Source organism: Kribbella sp. NPDC051620, assembly GCF_044453825.1.
Classification (GTDB): domain Bacteria; phylum Actinomycetota; class Actinomycetes; order Propionibacteriales; family Kribbellaceae; genus Kribbella.
On sequence record NZ_JBITDB010000001.1, the window covers coordinates 317496 to 336828 of the forward strand.

Genomic DNA, 19333 nt, shown 5'->3' on the forward strand with positions numbered 1-19333 from the left:
CTGGAGGGACGTCGATGATGCCGGTACCGATCTCTCACGGCATCGCTCGCCGGGCTGTAACGCCGACGGTGCCCGGTGCGATATGGCGATTGCGTGAACGTCGTGGCGTCTTCAGGCCGCGGATGTTTGCTGGTGTGCCGGGAAGTCTGGTTGGCGACGTCCGAGCCATGTCCCGATCCGAAGGTGAAGCAGATGCACAGCAGCAGAGTAAGAGTCGTTTCCTGGCCGATCGTTTTCGGAGGCTGGAAAGGCGAGCTGACGTTCGACGGTGATGTCGTCAGGATCGATGGCGGTGCGGGTGGCCGGAGCGTGGAGATCAACATCGGCGAGGTCACGCGCGCCTCGTTCAACTCCAGCAACGGCTTGTGGGCGATGCGGTGCAAGAGCGGCCGGCGGATCAGGTTCCAATCAGCCGGTGGTCTGCTCTCAGCGGACCGGACGGCAGCAGGCCGGGAGACCAACGATCAGCTCTGGGCGCTTCTCCGCAAGCACAAGGTCAAGCACTTCAGCGTCTGACTCGCGGCGGTTGATCGCCCGCACTGTCAGGCTGCGACCGCGGCTACCAGGACTGGGAGAGCCCTGGCCCCGCCGCCGGTGGTATTTGCCCCTGGCCTCGGAATAAGGAATGGTTGTCGCCGGAGAGCCGGGAAGTCTGGTCGGCAATGCCTTCGCCCATTCGGGCGCGGGCTGGTCGCCGATGCCCGGAAGGTCGTTTGCTGGTGAATGTTTGGGGAGCCGCACCTCCGCCCGGCTGGTCGAGCGTAGGCTGGATCTGTGCACGGACAACAGATGGCCGAGGACTTTCCGGTAGTCAGCCTGGACGACGATGCCCGCAAGGCGGTCGAGCTCCTGGCCTCACGGCGGTTGCCCGGTTTGATCGTGACGAACGAGGACGGCAGCCCGTACACCGTCCTCCCTGCGTCGCAGGTGGTTCAGTTTCTTGTTCCGAGCTACGTCCAGGACGACCCGTCGCTGGCTCGGGTGATCGACGAATCGCTGGCGGATCAGATCGCCGACAAGCTGGCCGGTGTCACGGTCCGCAGGCTGCTCCCGGCGCGGCCGGCCGAGCTGCCGGTGGTCAAGCACGACGACACCGCTCTGGAGATCGCGGCGATCATGGCACGGCTGCGGTGTCCCTTGGTGGTAGTGCTCAAGGACCGGAAGATTCTCGGCGCTGTCACGGCGTCGCGGCTACTCGAACTGGTGATGGCGCCGCACTGATCGAGTTCGGCCGCCTCGCTGGCCGGACCTGCCGCAGCATCGAGGGTGTCGCCTGATGACCGTTCTCGCGGTTCTGGTTTTCGTGGTGGCCTATGTGCTGATCGCCACGGAGTGGACACACAAGTTGCTGGCTGCCTTGGGCGGCGCAGCAGTTCTACTGGCTCTTGGGGTGACGGATGCCGAACATGCGTTCTACTCCCATGAGACAGGTGTGGACTGGGACGTCATCTTCCTGCTGTTCGGGATGATGGTGATCGTCGGCATCCTGCGGCGTACCGGGGTGTTCGAGTTCATCGCGATCTGGGCGGCGAAGCGGGCGAAGGGTTCGCCGTTGCGGGTGATGATCTTGCTGACGCTGATCACGGCGTTGGCGTCGGCGTTCCTGGACAACGTGACCACGGTGTTGCTGATCGCGCCGGTGACCTTGCTGGTGTGTGACCGGCTCGGTATCAATCCCGTGCCGTTCCTGATCGCGGAGGTGTTCGCCTCCAACATCGGCGGCGCCGCGACCCTGATCGGGGACCCGCCGAACATCATCATCGCGAGCCGCTCCGGGTTGACGTTCAACGACTTCCTGGTGCACATGGCGCCGTTGGTGGTGATCGAGCTGGTCGTTTTCACCCTGGTGATCCCGTGGTTGTTCAAAGGTTCGTTCGCGGTGGACTCGGCGCGGGTGGAGAACGTGATGCGGCTGAACGAACGGGAGGCGATCGAGGACCCGCGGCTGCTGATCAAGTGCGGCGTCGTACTGCTCGCCGTGTTCGTCGGCTTCGTCGGGCGGTCGTTTCTGGGGATCGAGCCCTCGGTGGTCGCGCTGCTGGGCGCTGGTCTGCTGGTGCTGGTCTCGGGGGTGGCGACCAGGGACTACATGAGTGGTGTGGAGTGGCAGACGTTGCTGTTCTTCGCCGGCTTGTTCATCATGGTGGGCGCCCTGGTGAAGACGGGCGTCATCGGCGACCTCGCCGCTCAGGTCGGCAAGCTCACCGAGGGCAATGCCCTGCTGGCGGTGATGCTGATCTTGGTCGTGTCGGCGGTTCTATCGGGCATCGTGGACAACATTCCGTACGTCGCGACGATGAGCCCCGTCGTTCTCGAACTGACGAAGGGCATCCCCGATCCGGGGCAGGCGGAATCGTTGTGGTGGGCACTCGCGATCGGCGCCGACTTCGGCGGCAACGCGACCGCCGTCGGCGCGAGCGCGAACGTGGTGGTGATCGGCTTGGCGCTGCGGGCCGGCTCCCCGATCACCTTCTGGGAGTTCACTCGCAAGGGTGCGGTGATGACAGCGATCACCATCGTCGTCGCCGCACCGTACCTGTGGCTGCGGTACTTCGTCCTGGCCTGACCGAGATCTGAGTGTTTCAACACTGGTCGTTCTGCCGGCCGGAGGGAAGTCACGATGCTGTTGCTGTGCTTTGCGGTGGTTCTGCTGATCGCCGTTCTGGTCTCGAGTCTGGCCCACCGGACGATCCTGTCCACGGCGGTGCTCTTCCTGGTGGCGGGTTTCGTGCTCGGCCCGGAAACGACCGGCGTCCTCGATCTCCGACCGGACTCGCCGGTGGTCTCCACCCTGGCTGAACTCGCGCTGTTCGCGGTGCTGTTCACGGACGGGATGCGGGTCGGCTGGTCCGATCTCCGATCGGCGTGGCGGCTGCCAGGGCGGGCGCTGGGTTGGGGACTGCCGCTGACCTTGGTGATCACCGCGTTGGCCGGCCATTTCGTCGTCGGTCTGGACTGGCCGGCCGCGCTGCTGATCGGGGCGATCTTGGCTCCGACGGACCCGGTGTTCGCCTCGGCTCTGGTCGGCAACGACAAGGTGCCCGCGAGGCTGCGGCATTTGCTGAACGTGGAGTCGGGCGTGAACGACGGGCTCGCGCTGCCATTCGTGATGGTCTTCCTGGCCGTCGCCGCGGGAGCGGACGATCTGCATCTGGGCGAGCTGGGGATCGAGCTTGCCGTCGGCATCGTGATCGGCGTGGCGGTTCCGTGGGTCGCGATTCGGCTCGAGCGCCTGAAGTTCTTCTCTGCGTCCACGCAGTACGAGCCGTTGAACGCGGTGGCGATCGGGGTACTCGTGCTCGCTCTGGCCGAGACGCTGCACGGCAACCTGTTCCTGGCTGCGTTCGCGGCCGGTATCACTGTCGCGACCTTCGGGCCGGCTCAGCGGGAGGCGTTCGAGCACTTCGGTGAGTTGATTGCCGAGAGTCTGAAGTTGGCCGCGTTGCTGGTCTTCGGTGCCTTGATCTCGATGGAGTTCCTCGGCGAGATTTCCTGGCAGGGCTGGGTCTTCGGTTTGATCGCGTTGGTTGTTGCGCGGCCGGCGGCTCTGGCTGTCTCGTTCCTGCGCTCTGGTTTAGGCGCTCGCGAACAGGTCGCGGCGATGTGGTTCGGGCCCAAGGGCTTCGCCTCGGTGGTCTACGGTCTGCTGGTGCTGGAAGCAGGCATTCCTGATGCCGACGAGGTCTTCCATCTGGTCGCGCTCACCATCGTGATGTCGATCGTGGCTCACTCCTCGACCGACATCGTGGTCGCTCGCTCGTTCGAACACGCCGATCTGACTCCAGAGCCTGACAGCGGTGCACCGCGATGACCTTCGGACCGGAAAGCATCGCCGCCGTGACCGACGCGTCGTGGCCAGACAAGGTCGAGGTGGCGTTCGATCCTGACGAACTCCATCGCGAGCGGATGACCGTGCTCCGGGGCTTGCGGCTCACGGGCTGGGGATGGCTCATTCTCGCCGGTGTGGCATCTGTCGCGATCGTGCTGCCCCTCGCCGGTTCGGCGATCGATGGCCTCTGGCCACTTGCTGCGATCTGGGTCGCGCTGATTGCGGGCATGTTGTGGACATCGGCGAGGAGTTTCAGCGCCCTGGCACGCTGCAGCGGTTGGCGTAACGGCGAACAGCCGAAGTACGCTCTCCGGCTGAGTGCGGACGGCCTCTGGATCGCGGGCACGGCCACCTACGGATGGCAGTCGATCCAGGCGCTCAGGACTCGGACTGCCTTTCGCCGCACGTACCTGATCGTTCGCCTGAAAACCGGCGTACGCCCGGATGCTCCGATCGTCGCCGGGCTGGCGGAGCTCGGCCAGCCGGGCGAACGCCGCCTTCCAATCACCCCGCGCGGTCCCCGGCTGCTGGTCAAGACGCTGCAACTTGAGGACACCGACATCGCCCGCGCAGTACGCCACTACTCCAAGGGTCAGCTCACGATTAGCGGATGACGGTCGTCAGTTCTCGGCCAGTACTACGACGCGGTCGTGAGCGGTCAGGGTGAGAGTGGTGTTTTTCGGGGGATTGAGTACGACACCGTACGCGGGTGGTCGGTAGAACTCGTCGTGGACGCGGTAGCCGATGGCTGTTTCGCCCAGGCGGCGGGCGGATTCGGCGACTGTCGCGAAGGTCGCGGGTGCGCCGGGGCGCACATAGTCGGAGGCTGGCTTGAGGTAGATCTCGGCTCCGATCGGGTTGAAGAGGTCCTCGAAGACGGCTGCCAGGTGACGGTTCTCGGTCAGCTGGGTCAGCAGCAGGCTGATCAGCTTGTCGCTGACCACGAAGTCGTCGGCCCGGGTCACCTCGGCGATCTCGCGGTTCGCGTCGTCGTTGATCTCGCTCACGATCGAGTACGGGACCTCCAGCCCGTGCGCGAGGTCGCGCAGGTGCAGCAGTGTGACCAGGGTGCGTGCGTCGGCTTCCTGGACGCCGAGATCGTCGGCGGACAAGACGATCACGTGCTGATAGCTGGTGACGTCGAGCGCCTCCAGTTCGACTCGGTCGGTGGGATCGCAGTCCGTCGCCGAGACCTCCAGGGTGGCGTAGTGGCCGGTGAGGTCGTTGCGAGCGTTCGGGCTGGCGATGCGTAGTACGGAACCGTCGTAGGCGAAGGCGTCGAGGAGCCCGAGAATTTGTGGTGCTCGCTTGTTCCAGCCGATCATCAGGGTCCGGGTTGGAGTCGGCGGGCGCGGTGCTGGGGGAGCGATGGCTTCTTGGAGCACCTTCGGTGTGGACTGGGCGAGCCGGATCATGGTGTCGTCCTCGGCGAGCACGATCAGTTCGTCGCCCTCGCTGATCACCGCGGCGCCTGGCGGGTTGAGCTCGATCGTGTTGTCACTGTGGCGCAGGCCGACCGGTACGCCGAGTTCGTAGGCATGGACCGCGGCGCCGAAGGTGGTGCCGGTCAGGGTGGGCTCGGCCTTGAGATAGAACTCGTTGCCGGCGAAAGCGAGCAGGTCCGCGCAGACGGCGGACAGGCCGGATTGCCGGTGGGCGTTGACGATCAGCCGTATTGCGAGGTCGTCCGCGCCGATCAGCTGCGCTCGCGGGCCGCCGGCCAGCCGGGCTGCGGGAAGGTTGGCCGAGTCGGCGACAGCGGCGACGACGTGCGGGCCGCCGGTTTTGCTGGAGCCGGAGCCGCCTGAGGTCGCACTCGACGCCGTACCGCCCGCGCCGGCGCCGAGGGAGAGCAGCACCTTGATCACGTGGATGTCGGCATCGTCGGTGTCCGGTGGCAGGACCATCACCGAGCGGGCTGACCGCAGAGCGACCAACTCGAGGTCGGCTGGCCGGAGCGGATTACCGGTCCGGCACACCACCTGGGTCTTGCCGAGCGTGGGAACGCGAGCGCGGATCGCGTCCTCCATCTCCACCTTGTCCCGGTCGGCCAAGATGGCGACGCACGAGCGGCGGTTGGTCTGGTTGGCCTCGGCCAGTTCCGATACGACGGTGAAGATCTGCTCGGACCAGCCGAGAATCACCGTGTGGTCGCGCTCGACGATTCGCGAGCGGCCTTTGCGCAGTACCGTGATCTTGTTCTCGAGGCCGGTCGTCAGGACGCCGATGAACGAGCTGACGATGAAGATGCCGCCGAGCGTGACGGTCAGCATCAGGGCCAGGAAGACGATGCCACCCTGATCGCCGCCCATCGTGCCGGGGTCGAGAGTGCGAAGCAGGCTCATCCACAAGACGCCGTGCCAGCCGCCGTGGCCACTGACATCGCGCGGTGCGAACGCCAGTAGCAGTGTCGAGGTCACTGCCACCAGCAGTACTGAGGCTAGCCCCAGCCACCCCACCAGAGCCGGCGTACCGCGAGACATCGTGCTGTCGAACCAGTACCGCGCCCTGTCACGCCACATGCCTGGACATCTCCTCACTTCCACGGGCCGGTCGGCCGACCCCAGCCCAGGCACTATGCCATCAATCGGCTATGGGCGTCGCACGCCAGCGACAGTGTTGGAGGTGGCAGCAGGCGTGGAGGGCGAGCCAGGTGCTGAGCGTGACGATGGGCGGCGCGGTCGTGTGTCCTGGATGGCAGCGCGCAGCAAGCCAGGATCGGCGGAGTAGAGGGCAGCGGGATCTCGGTGTTCGGGAAGGCCGGACAACCCTGACATTCCGCCAGGTCGATGGGGGCGCCCAGAACGTGCTGTGTTCAAGAACGGACGCCTCGAACTGGACTACGGATCAGAAGACTCACCGCCGTTGTCATGCGCGTTTCGTGCGTGTTGACCAGGCGTCCCGGCAGAGAAAAGGCGACGCAGGGGACCCAACCATCGCGCTGGTGGTGCCTTCGACGAGCCATCCCGTCCGGTCTGGTAAATAAACTCGCTGACCAGAAACACGAGTAGACAAGGAATCGCCAGCCAGTCGGACTCCAGACCGATCCCGCCGACCAGGCCACCAGTCCACGACACCGCGACCAGCCACCCGACGTGACGATGTAGGACGGCAGACGCCCACAGCGCGCGAACAGTCAAGCCAACTGTGATCACGACCAACAGCAGCAACTCGTAGTTCATCCCAGCCCTCCTGCCTTGGCCCGAGCGTACCGACGGCCACCGCTCTTGCTAACGAATTTGCTAACAATCGGTGTGGATCGATGTGGACGACCAGGCGCGACATGGGTCGGGATCACGCTCAGACTGAGGTGGGCGAAAGGCTCCTGTGGACTGCTCCGGACGGGTCGGCGGCAACCTTGAATCTCGCGGGGCAGCGCGGCTGCCGGAGAGCCCTGGACATCCGTCATCGACCCTCGACCAGTGGCCACAACTAGCGCTCAGGATCGACGGTCGTCTGCGTGCGGACGCTCATGGAAGCGGACTCGTAATGAGAAGGTCAACAATTCGCCTCCCGGGCGCCGCACATGCGAGTGATAGCGAGCGCCAGCTCAGCGGATCGCGTGAGGGCGGAGCCTGCTGAGCCGACGCTGCCTGCAACCGATGACGATCAGCGACCGCTCCATGCGTCGCCTCCGCCGGTCGGACGCCGCGAGGCGGCGAGGTTGTTGCGGGTGGTGAGGGTATCGGGGTTGGAGACAGGTCCACTTTCGGCCCCGGTGTCATCTTCAAGGCAGGTCCTAGGATGCCAATCTGGCAGCCATCGGCCGATGTAGCCACATCGGTCCTACGTCGAGTGCGATGGGCGGTGTCACCACCCGGGCGTGGGTTGGGTACTTAGCCGACGACGGCGAGTTGCGACTGGTGTGGTGGGAGTTCGCTTGAATCGGTTAGGCGGGTCAAGTAGAGGATTACGGGTTCGTCGTGGCCGTACCAGGTCAGGGTTGCCGTGCAGGCGTCGCAGCGGGTTAGGCGAAGGCCTGGTACTCCCGACATCCAGCCGTCCCCTTCCTTTGCGGCCAGGTGGGCCGCCACTACTGGGACTTCGGGGCCATTGATCCATTCCATTCGCGCAGCGCGGTGTGATCGTGGCCAGCCGTCGACCCATGCGGTGGTGGGTTCATCGAACATCCAGGTCCGGAGGATCGTCTGGACCTGGCCGAGGAGTAGCACCGCAGGTGAGCTCAGGGCTGATAGGTTCTCCAGCTCCGTCGGGGTCAGTTCGGGCCCGTCGACGAAGTACGGGTTGATCTCGCGAACAACTTTCAGAAGGTCCATGGAGCCATTCCTGTGATCTTGGATCGGGATCACAGCGTCGTGGATCGCCCGCCGACGGATGACTGAGGCATGCGCCGTAACAGGATCGAGTGAAAGTCGATCCGGCGACGTAAGTCCGCAGCGACAAAGTCTCGGATGATCAGCTGGCTAGGGATCCCGGCCAGCGCCCGATCTTCAGGCGTGGTTTGCCCTGCACCTTCTTGACACTGTGAAGGTATTCGGCCGCCTTGATCGCATCGAATGCGGCGCGGTCGGCCTCTGGAACTTCGTCGGGGTGTTCGGCCGACGAGTCGGGTACTGAATAAGCCGGCAGGTTTTGGCAACGATGCCCTGCCGGCGCCGGCACTCCGGTCTGACTACTGCTGGGCCAAGGATCTGGCGACTGCACAGCGTACTGGCGATCAAGGCTCGTCGATTGAAGGTCAACGGGTCCTTGATCTGTGGATCGAGGTTCTTTGACTTCGCTCTCCGCGGGACGTTCGGTGGTATGAGCATTGATCCTGACCGCCAGAAGCTGCGGTGGAGTATCCAGCGGTTGATCGAGTTGATTGATGAGGGCATCGATTCGGCGGGGGAACAGCTGTCACGTGGTGAGAACTTCAGTGCATGGCGGGCTCCGGTCGGGTCGAGTCGCGATGATCCCGACCCGGAGACCAGCGTGGGGATGAGTCCTTGAATCGCAGATCTGGGTTCTGACCTCGGCAGGCGACGGCGATCTTCGAGTGCGACAGCAATCGGTTGCTCTTCGGAGGTTGTGATGGGTGAGGTCATCGATCCGGGATTCGTTCCTACTAAGGAAGAACGGCTCCGGGTCCACGAGGCGGTTGCTGCGGCGGGTCAGTACTTTCGTCGGGAGTTGCTCAGGGCAAACGCCGACTGGCCGGCACGGTTTCTCAGGAGTAGGGGACTGGAGAACACGATGGCAGCCGGAGCGACGTGGAAGGTCGGCTACGCGCCCGAGAGCTACTCAGGCTTGACGGATCATTTGCGGAAGCGGGGATTCGATCTCGCGACCTTGGTGAGGTCCGGGTTGACTGGCTGGACCGACGAGGGAGCTGCGATCGATCGGCATCGCGACCGGATCATGTTTCTCGCTCGCAACGACAGATTGGAGCCTGTGGGGTTCGTCGGGATCGATCGGAACGGTCGGGTGGATTCGCTCACCGCATCGACTGCATTTCATCAGCCATCGAACGTGCTGGTGGGCGTGAAGGAACAGATCGATCTACTTGATGCCGGCGCGACTCCGGTGATCGTCGACAGCCCAACGGATGCTTTGGCGATCGAGGAACTCAGCCGCATGACGACGAGGGACTACGTAGGGGTTCCGCTTTGCGAGTCGCCGCTGTCGAGTGCTCAGGCGCGGATGCTCGCCCGGCACAGCGAGACTGATCACGCGATCGTCATGATTCCGACCGCGCGACCCGGCCGCGAGCGAGCCGTTGGAGCGTCCCTCGACCTCGCTCTCTTCTTCGACCGCATCCGGGTTATTCCACGTCCTCCTGATCATGCGATGTCCATCATGTCGCACTCCCCACACGAGCGTCTGAACATGCTCACATATCTCGCGCTCGCCAGGCCGCTGACCGGCCACCGGAACGGAGTCAACGACAACGGAACCCAGCACACGTCCTTGGACATCGAGGATCCAGGCCCAGGTCTGGGTCCTTGAACTCCAGATCTGGGTTCGCAGCTGCGTCGGGGGGCGCGATCTTCGACTCGACAAGGATGGATGTTGTGCATCGGAGGTCGTGATGAATCGCAGTGGCGTAGGCCGTATCTCGCCTGATGGGTTGCGGCGGCTGCATGAGGCGAATGCCATAGCGGCCATCGTCTTCCGTCAGGAGCTACTGCGAGCGGCGGTTGCCTGGCCAGCGACTGTGCTTGAGGACTGGGGCGTCCGCGAGATCCTGAATCCTGAGTCGGTCTGGCAGATCGGGTATGCGCCTGATGGCGGTACTACCCTGGTGGATCGCCTTCGGAAGGCCGGTTTTGGGCGCGAAACGCTCTTGCTGTCCGGGCTGGCGGATATCGCCGACGATGGTCGAGTGGTCGACCGGTACCGGGATCAGTTGGTCGTGGTTTCGTACGATCGAAGGTTGGACCCGGTGGCTTTCGTAGGGATCGACCGGGATGGGCAGGTGCGGCCGATCACGCCGGCGACTCCGGTGCATCGTCAGTCGGAAGCGCTTGTCGGAGTACTAGAGCAAATTGATCTGCTGGAAGGTGGCGCGACGCCGGTCATCCTCGACCACCCGTTGGATGCGGCTGCGCTTGAGATCGCCAGCCACACGGGAAGTGAGGGCTACGTCGGGATTCCGCAGTGCGGGCTGCCGATCTCAAGGGCTCAGGCGTCGATGTTGCGGCAGTACGCCGTCAGTGATTGGGCGATCGTCATCGTGCCTGCCGAACTGGCGGCTAGCCAACGTGCCCTCCGTAGCGCCGTCGAACTGGCTGCAGACTTCGAGCGCGTCAGGCTGATCACGTCCCCTTCCGGACCGCTGTTGGCGAACCCCGAGCAATTGGACTTCCTGGCCGATTTGTCCTTCGAGACTCGGGAGTTGGATCGGCAAGACAGCCCAGTACATGACGGCGACGCGGAGACCACGTCCGGGCTTGAGAGTGATGACCAGACGCTGAGTCCTTGAAACGCCGATCCAGGTTCTGAAGATGGTGGGAGTTCGGCATCTTCGACGCGACAGCGTAAGAGCGCGTGCTTCGGAGGTTGTGATGGGTGACCAGCAGATTGGAAGCGGTCTGTCTGAGGGTGAACGGCGATGGTTGCATGAGGCAAATGCGGCGGCGGCGGCCTTCTACCGGGAGGAGTTGCTGCGTGCGGCGCCGAAGTGGCCGGTCGAGGTCCTTGAGCGTTGGCATGTCGAGGAAGTGCTGCATCCGGATTCTGCCTGGCTGATCGGATACGCGCCAGACAGTGGAACCCGGTTGATCGGCCACCTGGAGAACCGCGGATTCGAACGGGACACGCTGATGCGGGCAGGGCTGGTGAGCTGGACCGGTGATGGTCGAGTGGTCGACCGCTACCAGGACCAGCTGGTCGTCGTTTCCCGCGATCAACGGTTGGATCCGGTGGGATTCGTCGGTATCGATCGCGACGGGCAAGCGACGGTGATCACGCCGGAGACGGCGATACATCGCCCGTCCGAGTCCCTGATCGGTTTACTGGAGCAGGTCGATGCTCTCAAAGCAGGGGCGATGGCCGTCATGGTCGATCATCCGCTTGACGCGATCGGGGTTCAACTCGCCGTCAGCCACGCCGGAGATCTCCAGTACGTCGGGATTCCGACGCTGGGACTGGCGGTGTCGGATATTCAGGCGCGGATGTTGCGGCAGCACAGTGTCCTCGGCCGCCTGATCGTGACGGTTCCCCGTGAGATCGACCCGGCTGAGCGCGCACTCGAAAATGCACTCGCGCTGACGTCCGCCTTCGACCACATCCGGATCTATCAGCGTCCGCCCGGACCTCTGCTCGGGCACGACGCGCAAATGCAGATCATCGCTGACCTGGTCGTGAGCGACCAATCCAGCGACCTGAGCAGCGACAGTGACCGTGATGCCGGCTTGGGAAATGAAGTCCCGGGACCGAGTCTGTGATCGATGGATGCCCTGGTTCGGGCCAATGCGTTGGCAGCAGAGTTCTTTCGCCGGGAGTTGCGCAACTACCGTACAGGCTGGGCGGCCGGACATCTGATCAAGAGAAGGTTGGGAGCCGCGCTCAATGCGGACAGCGCCTGGGAGGTTGGAGTCGCTCCCGACGGATGGACCCGGCTGAGCGATCACTTGCGGTCGAGGGGGGTTGCCGACGAGGTGATGGTGGCAGCCGGGCTGGCAATGCCGACCGAGTCCGGCTTCTTGGTGGATCGGTTCCGCAATCGCATCACATTCGTGGCTCATGACATCGATCTGAGACCGGTGGGTTTCGTTGCGCGGTCGCGCAACGGGCAGCCGCGGTACCTCAACACTCCCACGACGCAGATCTACACCAAGGGCCGGTCCCTGGTCGGCACCGGTCCCCAACAGAAGCAACTCGCCGGCGGCGCGATTCCGGTAGTCGTCGAGGGACCGACGGATGCCTTTGCGGTGAGCCTGCTTGGTGAAAAGTGGGCTGGGATTTCCCCTTGCGGTACGGCGATCACGCGGCATCAGGCCCTGATGATCAGACGGCATGCTGTCACCGACACGGTAATCGTCATGTTGGACCCTGATGCGGGAGGCCGAGCAGGAGCAGAACGGAGCCTCAACCTGCTGTCCACGCACTTCGAAACGGTCTTGGTAGCGGAACTTCCTGAAGGTAATGATCCGGCCGCGCTGTACTCCACCGATCCAGGCCTATTGCGTGCCGCCATCGAGGACGCAAGGCTCTTGCTCGAGTTCGCGATAGACGCCGAGCTGGGCCGATGGGGGAAGGTCCTCGATCACATCAGCGGTCAGGTGGAGGCGTTGCGGGCCGTCGCGCCGCTTGTTGTGAGGCTTCCGAGTGACCGGATTGCGGCCCAGGTCGTGCGGCTTTCCAGGCATCTCGGGCTGGAGGAACGGGTTGTGTCACGGGAGGTCTTGGCCAGCGTCAGCCGTCGGCAGACCGCGGGTGCGCCCGCAGGCGATTTGGAGGCCGGCCCGGACCTGGATTCCAGGACTCCTTGATCTCGGAATCCAGGTTCTGAACCGCGTCGGCAGACAGCAGATTGATCTTCATGGATGACGACCTGGAGGTACTCATCAACGCTGCTGCGAAGTCGGCGTGGGCCGATGAACCGTCCGTCCAGTTGATCGAGGCGATTGAAGAGCACATTGTTGTGCCGTTGCCAGGCTGGATGAGAAGGGTCCTCGGTCGCGACGAGGCCGCTCAGCTCGCTCGCGTGGTCGCTTGGCGCAAGTGTCAAGTACTCGCGGTCAAGCCGCCTGAGGCAGGTGCGTCCTGGGGATACCTGGCCAACCATGTCCGCTGGCGCGTGAAGGACGCGGCATTGACTGAACTCCGGCATCGCCAGCGCTTCCCCCTCACTCCCGCGGTGCCGGACTCCGAGCTGCCGGAGATACCGATGCTCGGTCTCCATCTGGAACAAATCGTCGCCGAGCTCGAGCGCCACGGGATCTCCACCGCCGTAGGGCGGAGGTTGGTCCGTACGGCGGCCGACGGCCCTCCGTTCTACCGGGCGGCCATCGTCGCCAGGCTGCGAGGGGTAGGCGTCACCCGGTCCAGGGCAGAAGGACTGGCTTGGCTGCTCCGTGGCGGCGCGGCGAGGCCATCTGCTCTGGCCCGACTAGCTGGTGGACAGCCACCGGAGCAGGTGTTCGCCGACCCGGCCGTGCGGAACTGGGTGAAGGCGGCCACTGGCGGTGACCTGCTGTTTTTCGGACAACGGACTAGCGAAAACTGCTGGAACGAGCTCGCTAGATCCGCCTGAGGAAAGTCTCCCGAGCCAAACCGTTGAGACCGCATGACCAACTCATGCCGTCACAACTGGCTCGTCCGCTACTACCGCGCGCAGTTCAAGTTCTGGCTGTACGTGCTCGCCGGCCTGCACATTTTGCCGCCTCCCATCGCGTTGGCCGGCCTCAGGTGGCTCCGGCGTACCTCGATCCCCAAGAGAGGAATTCTCACATGAACCGCACCAGTCGAGCACGCCTCGTGCTCCCCATCGCGATCCTTCTCGTCGTCATCACGGTCGTTTCAATCCTGGTCTTCGGATCGAATGGTCGGGGCGACGAACAAGCGAAGACGTCCCAACCGACGATCGTCTCGAACCTGGCCGACGACGGGCCGGCGCAGCTCGACGCATGGAAGCGACCCACGACTTCCGATCCGAAGCTGATGGCGATCGGATACGCCCGGGCGATCTGGACCTACGACACCTCGAAGCACAGCCTGGACGACTGGCGGAACGCCGTCAGCGTCTTCGCTGATCCGTACGGGGAGGGTCCGCGCGTTGCTCGCAGCCTGTTGCCGCTCATGGGGGAGTGGCAGCAGCTCGAGTTGCACCACGCTAGGGCGAGCGTCGATCAGATCACTGCCGAGATCACTCCGGAGATGAAGAGGCTCCAGCAGAGCGCCTCGGCGCCTGACGGATGGACCGGATTCGTCGTCCATGGAAAGCAGACGACTCTCCTCGACACAGACACAATCGTCTCTGATCGGCAGATGGCGGTTGGCATCGTCTGCACTTCGATCTGCAAGTTCTGGTCGGCATCGGCCCAGATCAACCCGTGATTGCCAAGGTAGCGCTGGCCGGAGCCTTGCTGGTCAGTGGCGTCGGCTTGGTTGCGCCGCTCGCGATGGCGGCCGGCGGCTCGGACACGTGCATCGCTACTCCGACTGAAGCGATGCCCAACGACTGCAAGACGCCTGGAGACACCCCGGCGCCGGGCGGTACCGGTGAGCTTCCTGATGCACCAGGCGCAGTCGCTCGTGCGCTTCGCCTGGTGGGGAGTCACGGCTACTACCAGTTGTGTGCGCGACTGGCCGCCAACATCTGGGGCCGCCCGCGGGCTGGCTACTACTCGGCTGCCGAGCAGTGGCAGCAGATGGTTGCCTTGGGCAAAGCGCATCGCAATGACGTGCGGCCACCCGTCGGAGCGCTCGTGTTCTGGGCGACGGGCGGACCGTACGGGCACGTCGCCGTGTACATCGGCGGCGGCCGCATCGTCTCCAACGACATCAACGACCGATTCCCGGGCGAGGGCGGCGTCTACGACGTCGCGTTCGGCCTCATCGAGACCCGCTGGGGTGCGACGTACCTCGGCTGGGCGCCTCCCATCTACTGAAGGACCTCACGTGCTCATCCTCCCGCTCCAAGACCCAGGCGTCACTCCGAACAGCAACGGCCTCCCCGGTCTGTCTGCGATCCGGCAGATGGTGGGTGCTCTGCAAACAATGTCTCTGGTGGTCTGCGTGGGGGTGGTCATCGTCGGCGCAGCTGCATGGGCGCTCGGAAGCTTGAACAGCAGCCCCCACTACGCAGGCAAAGGCAAGATCGCGTGCGTGCTTGCTGCCATCGCTGCGATCCTGATCGCCTCGGCAAACAAGATCGTGGCGTTCTTCAGCAACATCCCGATCGGCTGATCGCAATGGCCTGGTCTGACTGCCTGCTCAACCCGGTGTCCTGCGTCGTAGACAACACGGCTGGTGCCGCCGCCAGCTCAGTGTGGGATTCGTTCCTACGCTGGGCCGCTGGTGGCCTGACCGATCTCACGAACTTCGTCTTCAAGGCATTCAGCTCTAGTACGTCACCACGATTCGACCAGCAGTGGTGGTCCGACAATCTGGGACTGATGGTCGCAATCTCTTTGCCGATCCTCGTAGGGCTCTTTGTTCTGCAGTGTGTTTCCGCCGCCATACGTCGCGAACCTGGTGGCCTCGGGCGCGCCCTGATCGGCGTAGTGATCGGCACAGCGGGGGTGCCATTCGCTGTCGCGGTCATCGCTTCGTGTGGAAGAGCGGCTGACGAGATCGCTGTGGCGATCCTTGGCAACCAGGCTACGGCCGACGGGCTGAAGCGGATGATCGACCTCAGCGTGGTTCTGTCTGCAGGGACGCTGGGCGGCTACCTGCTTGTGGCGGTTTTCCTCGGGCTGATCGCCACCATCTCCCTGTACGTCGTGATGTTGCTCAGGGACGTCGCGATCATCGCCTTCGTCGTGCTTGCTCCCCTCGCAATGGCCAGCTGGACCTGGGATGCAATCAGGCACTGGCTTCGCCGCTATCTGGAGGTCATTGGCGTCTTGGTCTTCTGCAAGGATCCGATGGCACTCGTCTTCGCCCTGGGCGTCTCCGCTCTTGGCAACGGTGGATCGACCGGCGGTGCGAGCATCGGTACCTTCCTCGCAGGTGTTCTGTTGCTCGGGATGGCTGCGTTGACGCCATTGGCGACGCTGAGGTTTGTGCATTGGATCGGCGATCATGCCCAGGCGGCCGGGCAGGTGCTTGAGCATGGTTTGGCTGGAGCCACGTCGGCGAGAGAAAAGGCCGGACAGGTCCAGCAATGGCGGGCGGAGCACTTCGGCAGCTCCGGCGGTGGCATTTCCGACCCGATCGTCGGAGGCGACTCGGACGAGGACTCCGACGGTTCGACCGTGGTCGGTTGGAGCGAGGAGGACCTGGGAGGAGACGACTCTCGCGGCACGAGCGCGCGCGGGAGTGACGGCGGGGACTCAGGTCGCGACGGGAGTGGCAGCCGGGTGGCCGGCGTTCCGACCCACGGGGAGCCTCTGGCCGCGCCCTCGGGACCTGAATCATCGGAGACGGCATCCAGACCAACTACCGCAGGTAAAGCGGGATCTGAGGGCGGCGCCGACACGGGCGGTACACCGGTGTCGAACCGTGGTGACTCGAGCGTGATCGCAAGCACGATCGGCGATGTGTCTGGCAGGGCCTCGGAGCCGTCAGATGACCGAGCCGGATCTGACGACGAAAGCGAGGGCCGTCGATGAGCACCCTTTCGACCCGGTTTCCACGACCGGAACGCACCACGGTGCTTCTTGGGCTCCGGCCGATCCAGCTTGCCCTGGTAGCCGCTTGCGTTCTCATAACGACCGTCACGATGGTCACGGACACGACGTCAACGGTGAAGGCGGTCGGCCTGCTTGTGTCTGCCCTCTTCGTGGCAGTTGCGTTCACGCGCGTCGAAGGTGTGGAGATGCATCGGTGGGTCGTGCTGCGAGCTACGCAACTTTGGCGACCACGTTCGTACCGTGCGCAGGTGATGAGGCCACGCAGGCACGGTCGCCTGGAGATTCCTGGCGAGAAGTTGGGGCTGTTGAGCTGGAACTCGTCGAGCGGGATCGTTCACGATCTGAAGAGGCGACGGCTGATTGCTGTGGCGAGGATCGATGGACCGGCGCACCTGCTGCAGAACTCGGATGAGCAGGACCGGCGCGTCACGGCGTACGGCCGGATGATCGCGGGTCTCTGCCAGAACAACCGGATCGCTCGAGCGCAGATCCTCGAACGCACCCTTCCGGATCCTGGGGACGAGGTCGGCGCCTGGGCGAAGAAGAGGAACGTCGACCCATCGACACCAGCAGGAGCGGTGTACGCCGAGCTGCTCGACCGGGCAGCGCCCGCAGCCGCCAGACACGAGACCTTGTTCGCCTTCGCGATCAATCTTGACGCGGTATCGCGCGAGGTGCGGAAGCATGGCGGCGGTATCACCGGAGCGGTCGCCGTGCTGGAGTCCGAGGCTCGGGCGTTCCAGAGCTCCCTAGCAACCGCGGGGGTCACCGGTACGTGGCTGCCGGCCGAAGAGCTGACGATGAGTTTGCGGCTGGCGTTCGACCCAACAGCTGCTCGGGGATCGAAGGTGCTCGAAGCCGCTGACGTTGGCCCGCTGGCCATGGATGCCGACTGGGACATTCTGAGGACCGACTCGTCATTTCATCGCGTCTACGTCATCTCGGAGTGGCCGCGTGTGCGGACCACGCCGTCGTTCCTCAGCCCGCTCCTGCTGAGGCCGGGTATCCGGCGTACGTTCACGCTGGTTCTCCAGCCGATTCCGATGGCCAAGGCTATGCGCGACGCTCGTCGGCACCAGGTCGAGCGGATCACCGACCGCAGCACCCGTGCGCGGATCGGGCGGCTGGAGACAGAAGAGGATCGGCAGTACGACGCGGACGTCGCACAACGCGAACGAGATCTGGCCGCCGGCCACGGCGACGTTCGATGGCTTGGGCTCGTCGTCGTCTCGGCAGATGACGAGGAGAAGCTCGACGACGCCTGCATGGAGATCGAAATCGCCGCAACGCAGTCGTTGCTAGACCTTCGCCGCCTCGTCGGTCAGCAGGCCGAGGGCTTCCTGGCTGCGGCCATGCCTTTCGGGATTGGACTCTGATGACACTCCTCGTCGACGCCCACCGTGCCACGACCCGGATCGCTCAGGTCGCCTACCCGTTCCTGGCCGAAGGTGGACTTGGGGCCGATGGCACCTACATCGGCTCGGACGTCTTCAGCGGCGGATCATTCGTCTACGACCCGTGGGTTCTCTACCAAAGCCGGATGATCACCAACCCGAACATCCTCCTGGCAGGTGTGATCGGCAGCGGCAAGTCATCCACGGCCAAGGCCCTGATCACGAGATCGCTTGCCCTCGGCCACAAGGCATACATCCCATGCGACCCAAAGGGGGAGTGGACCCTGGTCACGGAGGCGATGGGCGGTACCGCGATCAAGCTCGGTCCGGGCCTACCCACTCGTCTGAACCCGCTCGACCCCGGCAGTCGGCCTGAGACTGTGGCGGTCGACGAATGGGACAGAGTCGTCTGGACACGACGCCGAGCGCTCTTAGGTACGTTGGCAGAATCCACGCTTGGCCGTCCGCTAGCGGCTATCGAACACACTGCCCTGGACCTCGCTTTGGAGACGGTCTCAGCGCAGGTCGCCGCACCGACGATCCCGGACGTCGTCGTCGCACTCTTCACGCCGGACACCCGATGGGCCGAGCGAGCCGGCCTGACGACCAGCAGTCTGACTGCCGACGGCCGCGAGGTTGCACATGCGATCAGGCGCCTGGTCCATGGCGACCTGTCCGGCATGTTCGACGGGCCGTCGACGACTGAGTTCGACCCGGCTACCCCAATGGTCTCGCTCGACTCATCGTGGATCGGTAGCGGCGGCAACGACCAGGCGCTCCGGCTTACGCTCGCTTGCGCCTCTTCATGGATGGAGGCGGCCGTGGCCGATCCCGCGGGCGGCAACCGCTACATCGTGTACGACGAGGGCTGGCGGGTGATGCGTGATCCCGCCTTGCTGCGCCGTATGCAGGAGCAGTGGAAGCTCTCCCGTGCCTGGGGCATCTCCAACGTACTCATCGTCCATCGCCTGTCGGACCTCGCGGCTGTGGGCGACTTAGGCTCTGAGGCGAGAGCTCTAGCGGAGGGGCTGCTAGCCGACTGCTCGACACGCATCATGCTTCGTCAGGAGTCGGACCAGCTCGAGCGAACCGCGAGCCTGCTGGGACTCACGGACGTCGAGATAGCGACAATCGCCAAGCTTCCCAAAGGCCGGGCTCTCTGGCGCCTGCCGAGTCGCTCGTTCGTCGTCCAACTGGTACGGCATATCCGCGAGGTCGAGCTGTTCGATACCGATGGGCGGATGTAGCCGTGCGCCAACCGCGGAACTCGGCGCCGCTGGAACTTTCGGACATGCTGATCGCAGGTGCGGCTCTACTGGTGGGATTTTCGGGCATGCTGCATCTGGCCGGCGGTCTCGGCTGCCTGC

21 protein-coding genes are annotated in these 19333 nt (G+C 64.4%); 18 read left to right on the forward strand and 3 right to left on the reverse strand.

The window, feature by feature from the left end; translation table 11 throughout:
• Positions 1-192 precede the first annotated feature (192 nt).
• From ACIA12_RS01475 to ACIA12_RS01495, 5 genes are all read left to right on the forward strand, one after another.
• A complete protein-coding gene (locus tag ACIA12_RS01475; protein ID WP_396364824.1) occupies positions 193-516 on the forward strand; it encodes a hypothetical protein in 324 nt (107 codons plus the stop codon).
• 258 nt (positions 517-774) lie between these two features.
• Positions 775-1221, forward strand: a complete 447-nt coding sequence (locus tag ACIA12_RS01480) for a CBS domain-containing protein (protein WP_396364825.1) — start codon at positions 775-777, stop codon at positions 1219-1221.
• A 55-nt stretch (positions 1222-1276) separates the two neighbouring features.
• Positions 1277-2566 carry an ArsB/NhaD family transporter gene (locus tag ACIA12_RS01485; protein WP_396364826.1) on the forward strand — a complete coding sequence of 430 codons (1290 nt, stop codon included), beginning with the start codon at positions 1277-1279 and terminating at the stop codon, positions 2564-2566.
• A gap of 54 nt (positions 2567-2620) precedes the next feature.
• A complete protein-coding gene (locus ACIA12_RS01490) occupies positions 2621-3811 on the forward strand; it encodes a cation:proton antiporter (RefSeq protein ID WP_396364827.1) in 1191 nt (396 codons plus the stop codon).
• Positions 3808-4443, forward strand: a complete 636-nt coding sequence (locus tag ACIA12_RS01495; RefSeq protein WP_396364828.1) for a hypothetical protein — start codon at positions 3808-3810, stop codon at positions 4441-4443. Before ACIA12_RS01490 ends, ACIA12_RS01495 begins: the two co-directional genes overlap by 4 nt.
• Positions 4444-4449: 6 nt before the next feature.
• Here ACIA12_RS01495 and ACIA12_RS01500 read toward each other — a convergent pair whose 3' ends face one another.
• From ACIA12_RS01500 to ACIA12_RS01510, 3 genes are all read right to left on the reverse strand, one after another.
• Complete coding sequence (locus ACIA12_RS01500) at positions 4450-6351, reverse strand: hypothetical protein (RefSeq protein ID WP_396364829.1); 1902 nt, start codon at positions 6349-6351, stop codon at positions 4450-4452.
• 318 nt (positions 6352-6669) lie between these two features.
• Positions 6670-7011: a hypothetical protein gene (locus ACIA12_RS01505; protein ID WP_396364830.1), complete on the reverse strand. Its 342-nt coding sequence runs from the start codon at positions 7009-7011 to the stop codon at positions 6670-6672.
• 654 nt (positions 7012-7665) lie between these two features.
• Complete coding sequence (locus tag ACIA12_RS01510) at positions 7666-8106, reverse strand: hypothetical protein (protein ID WP_396364831.1); 441 nt, start codon at positions 8104-8106, stop codon at positions 7666-7668.
• 487 nt (positions 8107-8593) lie between these two features.
• Between ACIA12_RS01510 and ACIA12_RS01515 the strand changes: the two genes are divergently transcribed.
• From ACIA12_RS01515 to ACIA12_RS01575, 13 genes are all read left to right on the forward strand, one after another.
• Complete coding sequence (locus tag ACIA12_RS01515; protein ID WP_396364832.1) at positions 8594-8782, forward strand: hypothetical protein; 189 nt, start codon at positions 8594-8596, stop codon at positions 8780-8782.
• 81 nt (positions 8783-8863) lie between these two features.
• Complete coding sequence (locus tag ACIA12_RS01520) at positions 8864-9778, forward strand: hypothetical protein (protein ID WP_396364833.1); 915 nt, start codon at positions 8864-8866, stop codon at positions 9776-9778.
• A gap of 82 nt (positions 9779-9860) precedes the next feature.
• Positions 9861-10754: a hypothetical protein gene (locus ACIA12_RS01525; protein WP_396364834.1), complete on the forward strand. Its 894-nt coding sequence runs from the start codon at positions 9861-9863 to the stop codon at positions 10752-10754.
• Between the two features lie 82 nt (positions 10755-10836).
• On the forward strand, positions 10837-11718 hold the full coding sequence (locus ACIA12_RS01530; RefSeq protein WP_396364835.1) for a hypothetical protein: 882 nt from the start codon (positions 10837-10839) through the stop codon (positions 11716-11718).
• Between the two features lie 3 nt (positions 11719-11721).
• Entirely contained in the window at positions 11722-12765 is a 1044-nt protein-coding gene (locus ACIA12_RS01535) for a toprim domain-containing protein (RefSeq protein WP_396364836.1), read from the forward strand.
• A gap of 50 nt (positions 12766-12815) precedes the next feature.
• Positions 12816-13529 (forward strand): hypothetical protein, encoded by a 714-nt coding sequence (locus ACIA12_RS01540; protein WP_396364837.1) that lies wholly within the window; start codon positions 12816-12818, stop codon positions 13527-13529.
• A gap of 33 nt (positions 13530-13562) precedes the next feature.
• Entirely contained in the window at positions 13563-13730 is a 168-nt protein-coding gene (locus ACIA12_RS01545; RefSeq protein ID WP_396364838.1) for a hypothetical protein, read from the forward strand.
• Positions 13727-14332, forward strand: a complete 606-nt coding sequence (locus tag ACIA12_RS01550) for a hypothetical protein (protein ID WP_396364839.1) — start codon at positions 13727-13729, stop codon at positions 14330-14332. The genes ACIA12_RS01545 and ACIA12_RS01550 overlap by 4 nt, the downstream gene beginning before the upstream one ends.
• Positions 14329-14886: a CHAP domain-containing protein gene (locus ACIA12_RS01555; protein WP_396364840.1), complete on the forward strand. Its 558-nt coding sequence runs from the start codon at positions 14329-14331 to the stop codon at positions 14884-14886. Before ACIA12_RS01550 ends, ACIA12_RS01555 begins: the two co-directional genes overlap by 4 nt.
• Before the next feature lie 10 nt (positions 14887-14896).
• Positions 14897-15184, forward strand: a complete 288-nt coding sequence (locus tag ACIA12_RS01560; protein WP_396364841.1) for a DUF6112 family protein — start codon at positions 14897-14899, stop codon at positions 15182-15184.
• Positions 15185-15189: 5 nt separating this feature from the next.
• Positions 15190-16551, forward strand: a complete 1362-nt coding sequence (locus ACIA12_RS01565) for a hypothetical protein (RefSeq protein ID WP_396364842.1) — start codon at positions 15190-15192, stop codon at positions 16549-16551.
• Complete coding sequence (locus ACIA12_RS01570; protein WP_396364843.1) at positions 16548-17948, forward strand: SCO6880 family protein; 1401 nt, start codon at positions 16548-16550, stop codon at positions 17946-17948. Before ACIA12_RS01565 ends, ACIA12_RS01570 begins: the two co-directional genes overlap by 4 nt.
• On the forward strand, positions 17948-19213 hold the full coding sequence (locus ACIA12_RS01575; protein ID WP_396364844.1) for an ATP-binding protein: 1266 nt from the start codon (positions 17948-17950) through the stop codon (positions 19211-19213). Before ACIA12_RS01570 ends, ACIA12_RS01575 begins: the two co-directional genes overlap by 1 nt.
• Positions 19214-19333 lie beyond the last annotated feature (120 nt).